General features: G+C 57.2%; 4 protein-coding genes and 1 pseudogene. All 5 read right to left on the bottom strand.

All coding sequences use genetic code 11. From position 1 onward, the window contains the following. Positions 1-377: 377 nt before the first annotated feature. A pseudogene (locus WBB85_RS18765) lies at positions 378-1202 on the bottom strand (site-specific integrase); the annotation flags it as partial. A gap of 534 nt (positions 1203-1736) precedes the next feature. Then, complete coding sequence (locus WBB85_RS18760; protein WP_432640115.1) at positions 1737-2924, bottom strand: AAA family ATPase; 1188 nt, start codon at positions 2922-2924, stop codon at positions 1737-1739. Beyond that, the gene (locus WBB85_RS18755) at positions 2921-3805 is read right to left on the bottom strand and encodes a DUF7146 domain-containing protein (protein ID WP_432640114.1); all 885 of its coding nucleotides are present in this window, start codon (positions 3803-3805) and stop codon (positions 2921-2923) included. Before WBB85_RS18755 ends, WBB85_RS18760 begins: the two co-directional genes overlap by 4 nt. A 103-nt stretch (positions 3806-3908) precedes the next feature. Further along, positions 3909-4094 (bottom strand): helix-turn-helix transcriptional regulator, encoded by a 186-nt coding sequence (locus WBB85_RS18750; RefSeq protein WP_432640113.1) that lies wholly within the window; start codon positions 4092-4094, stop codon positions 3909-3911. 114 nt (positions 4095-4208) lie between these two features. Then, positions 4209-4862 (bottom strand): hypothetical protein, encoded by a 654-nt coding sequence (locus WBB85_RS18745; protein WP_432640112.1) that lies wholly within the window; start codon positions 4860-4862, stop codon positions 4209-4211. Positions 4863-5067 lie beyond the last annotated feature (205 nt).

Genomic DNA, 5067 nt, shown 5'->3' with positions numbered 1-5067 from the left:
ACATGGCTCAATTCTCAGTGGAAATTATCTGCTTACCCGGCTCACTTCTGCGTGGAAATCAACAATCCTGCCCTTTGTAAAGCTGACTTCTTCCCGGATTTGGTTGATTTCATCCCAACCAGACCCGCGAAGTGCAGGGGTAATGTATTTAGTGCAAATATCACGCTCACTAAGTGATCGTTTGTCCATGCGGTTGTTTCCCGACCCCGCGAAACGCCGCCAGAGCAGCAAATCGAATAATTCTTTTGTTTTTGAACCTTAGACGGGATTTCACGCGTTCGGCAACGGCTAACGGCGGCGATCAACACCGCGCAAGTGCAAATTGGCATGAAACTTCAGGTTGACGGGATTAACGGTCAGGAGTCGATGGTGAACCCTCAGCCAGCATCGTCGCGCCCGCCCACCACCTTCAACCGCGGCTTCAGCATCTCCCCCACGGCATTCACCCCGGCCCGCAATGGCGAGTCGATCAAATGGGCATAACGCTGGGTCGTCCCGATCTGAGTATGGCCAAGCAGCCGCCCGATCATTTCCAGCGAGGCCCCACCGGAGACCAGCAGCGAAGCAAAGGTGTGGCGCAGATCGTGGATACGGACGTCGGGGATGTCGGCCTGCACGCGCATCCGCTCCCAGAACCGCTTGAGATCGACGACCGGCTGGCCCGGCACATCGCCGGGGAACATGAACGGGCAGCCTTTGGGCACCGCATCCCTCCGCAGCCGGATCAGCGCGACCGTCTCGTGCGAGATTGGCACACGGTGGACGCGGCGCTGCTCGGTGTAAGCCGCCTGCTTGGTCCAGATTGCCAGATCAAGGTTGAACTGATCGAAAGTGGCGGTGCGGGCCTCGCCGCAGCGCGCACCGGTCAGCATGCACAGGCGGATGATCCCGGCGGCACGCTGATCGGGATCGGCGCAAAGGGCGTTCGAGCGGCGCTGGATTTCGTCAAAAGACAGGAACCGTTCGCGGGCAGTTTCGGGGCGTTTGCGGAAGCTGGTGGCAGGGTTGTCGGTCCGCATTTTCCACGTCACCGCGAGGCTGAACATCTTGCGGAGTACCTCGCCGACACGGTTGGCCCGCACCGGCGTCGGCTTGAAAGCCTTGGGCGGAGGACTGGGTTTAACCCGCCTTGATTTGAATGCCCGTGGCGCTTTGGTGGGCTTAACGGCTTTCTTCCAGACCCGCGGCCGCCCTGCTGCAAGGGGCAGTGGTTTGCCGTTATCATCCAGACCAAGCTTCTTTGGACGCGCGCAGGTCATCCCCTCACAATCGTCGCAATACCACCGCTTCTGCCAAGGCCAGCTTGCAGTGAACGAACATGTGCGCGGTTCGGGACGCACCGAATGATAGCACGCAGTTTCAGCAAGAACCTCAGCGATGATCTTAAGTGTGGCCCTAGAAGTTCGTGGCATCGGAAACCTTAGCGATACTTAGCATTTGAGTAACAGCCCAAGGCGGCTTCTCCCTAGTGAGCTGATTGTGAATGATTGTCGAACGCCGGATGTGACTGTTCGTTGTAAGTCAGGGCGCCCATCGTCGTATGGGCTGACCTGCCTGCCGATCTAGGCGCGAAGGCAAAGCCGCGAAACCTGCAAGGTGGGGGAAAGGCGTTGGCGGTTCTTACTTCCCCCACCCCCACCCCCACACCCCTATAGATGGTGGGGGGGGGGGGTAGGGAAATGGGGTTTTGGGAGGTGGGGGAAAGGTGGGGGAATGTGGGGGAATGTGGGGGTAAATCATTCATGCACCGCAGGGCTATTTTCTCCTGCAACAACGCAGGGCGAGGTTTTTCCCTTGTCGCCATGAGGCAAAGTTTCGACTCGCAGAACGTCAGTTTCGATCCACTTTTTCAGCAAGGCTTTGACCTTTGCCTTATCCGAGGGCTTGGCCAGATCAAGGCCCAGAACAGCAGCCACTATCTTTCCGGCCCAATCGCCAGCTTGGCTGTTTTCACGCGGAGGGGCATCACGAGCGGCAATCGCAGCGCGCACCCGGCAGGTATCGCTTACGGTGATGTCAATAAACGCATCAGGCCAGGTCCATGGCCGGATGGTGGCAACATTCTCGCCATTGGCAATCACTTCACTCGTTTTCTCAAACCAGCGGTTGCGATCCGATGATGGCGGCGCAAAGTTGCTTTCGGCCTCACCGATGCGGAAATAGCGCCGAAAGTCGTCAACACCCGCCTTAGCGCCCTCGGCCTCGGTCATTGGCACCAACAAGCGATTGAAGCGCGCCACGCCCCGCAACGCTGATCCGCCCCGGCCATCATCTAGCGTCGGCATTATGCCGGGTGAAGGCTTGCGCGTATGGTGAATAAGCCCAACAGCGGCCCCAGTATCGGAGGCCAACGCCCGGATACGCCCGCCCAGAGCGCGGAAAACTTCGTTAGTCTCGGGGCTTTGGCTTAGATCTTGCAAAGGGTCGAAAATCTCCAGGTCTATGCCTTCGCGCTTGATCAGGTCGGAAAGAGCTTGGAATGCAGGCTCAACGATTTCGCCTTTCAAGCCCTCGATCAAGACAACCGGGCTTTCTTCTGTCACACCGGAAACCACAAATAGCCGCCCCGCGATTTCGGATTGTGGGATATTCCAAGCCTGCAAGACGGCACAAACCCGGCCTTGAATGACGGCCAAATCATCTTCGGCATTGTAATATAAAACCCGGATCGGTTCGGACGGTCTCCCGGTGAGAAATCCGCGCCCGGTGGCGGCATCTATCGCCTCGGAAAGTGCCAAGAGGCTCTTGCCCGTCTTGGGCGCAGCAAAGGTAACGCTAAGGTAGCCCACTGCGTAGGTATCGCCATAGGCAAAGCGCAGCCGGGGGATTAGCGCCGGGTCAATCTCTTGCCATGCCTGAAAATCATAGGACAGTGGCGGGACCACAGATGGCGGCTTGAAGGGTATGGGTTTGGGCGGGTTCAATCGGCACATCCCGCGCACAAGGCGTCATTCCAGTCCTGCCCATCCGGCGCAGGAAGCAGGGACACTTGCCAGCCTAGCGCGTGCGCGCGTTCGGCCAAGACATTGCCCGCCTGCCATCCGGCCCCGGCATCATCGGAATCCGTTGCAATAATCAAGTCATCGGGGGTGCCGGGCAAGGCGAGGGCCTTCATGCCAGAGGTTGAGAGAGCGGCCCACACTGTCAATGGGCCGTTCAGAAGACCGCTATTCAAGGAGAGTGCAGTTTCGATGCCTTCAGCGACGACCAATGGACCCGGACCAGTCGATAGACGCACGGCTCCACCAACAACGGATCCCAACATCGCCTTGGTCGGCTCCACCGCGGCTTTAGCCGCACCGTCGTCGCGGAGATAGGTGCGATGAACGGCGAAAGCCTTCGCCCCATCCACCCTCGCCACCAGCGCGGGCAGGCGCTTGGTACTCGGATGCCAGCATTCGGGATGAAAGCGCAAACTATCCGGCAGATCGCAGGTAATGCTTCGGCTCCGCAGGTAGGTTTCCGCTATGGTACCATCTATCGGCACGGCCTCGTTCCAGAGCTCCTTGGCCCATTGATCGCGTTTCACCGCAGCCGAACGACGATCGTTTTCGCGGCGGGCGCTTGTGATGGACTCAGGAGGCGAGAAAGCTCCAGACGCCAGATTCAACGCCCGCAGGATATCTTGGAAGCTGCATCCGGCCTTCTTGCAGTGCAGCACCAATCCTTTGATCCCATCGGCGATCGTCAAGGCGTTCTGGCCATCGCGGCCTTCGGTCTGGCATACGGGGCAAGGCGCTGTGCCGTATGCCCCGTACCAATGACCACCGCCAATCAAGCGGGTCGTGCTTTCAGCATTTGACATGTTGAGCCCTCTCTTTGGTTGCGCGAGAGGACGGGCGGGACTATTCTATGTGTTGTGAGTACTGAATGCCCTACGGCCCCGTCCTTTGTGGCGGGGTTTCTTTTTAGTCCTCTTTAGACCGGCTATTTTCCCAAGCCTCCAGTTCGGAGAGCTTCCATCGGGTGCAGCCAGGCGACAGACGGACAGGCTTGGGGAAGGTGGGGTCGGTCTTGTCCCAACGCCAAGGGGTGGTCCGGTGGACACCGTAGCGGGCGGCTACCTGGGTGTCAGGAAGATAGGTTTCAGCCATGTCATGCACTCCAAGAGAAAAGATTGCTCCTGAAAGCGACATGCCCCATCATCACATCCATTGCATGGCGGAGATAAAATTTTGATCTCCGTCACACTGGGTGGCTTTTGCGCATTACTCCAAGTCTGGTTCACCGCCCGAGGGCCGTTCGTTCCTGTGCTTAATCTGATACTTGCGGATCGAATCGGCGACTTCCCTGACCCGTTGACTGCTCGGGTGCATGTTAACATCCTTAATCGCTCGCCAACTCTTGGCGACACCTAGGCTTGCCAGTGCCTCGGAAACGGCATCGCAAGCCGAAAGACCAACGGAAACCTCATCATTCCGAGTCAAGCTAAGTCCAAAGATCTCAGTCAACTCTCTTGAGATAAACAACAGGTGCAAATTTTCGACGAAGGTTATTGCCAGTTTTGCGCCTTCAGGTGGTGGAGGTTTTAGAAGGCCTGCAACGATTTGGCCGACAAAGAGTTTCTCTCCGTGAGAGAGTTCTTCGTCTCGGAATAGTCGAGAAATAACTATTCGGCTCAAAAGGTCGAAAGCGCCTTTGTCCTCGCCCATTTGCAGAAGGAGAAACCGCAGAGCATATTCGGGGTAGACGTAATACGTCGGACAATATTCGTGATCATCTGTTCGCTGTTCGATAGGAAGCCCAAACATATAAAGAAACTCAGTTGGTTCCGCTCGATGCGTCTTAAGCTTCCCGTCAACAATCCTATCCTTGAAGAAATCTTTAGCGAAATCAACAGCTTTCAAATACTCAGACGTCATGGCATTGGATTTGCGTTTACAGTGCTAACGGGGAGAGCGAGATAATCAACCCAGCCCACTATCATCGCCCGTCGTTCTTCCACCTTCTCGCTCTTTGCTCGCATCCCTTCGCAATTCGATGATTCATCCATGTTGTTCCCTACCGTTCAGGAACAAAGCCCAGTCGGCCATCATGCCCCTCTGGACCTGTCGCGGTTTCGTGCCG

It is taken from the genome of Albidovulum sp. (genome assembly GCF_049646345.1).
In the GTDB taxonomy this organism is placed as follows: domain Bacteria; phylum Pseudomonadota; class Alphaproteobacteria; order Rhodobacterales; family Rhodobacteraceae; genus Albidovulum.
This window is presented reverse-complemented; position numbering and strand designations above follow the sequence as displayed.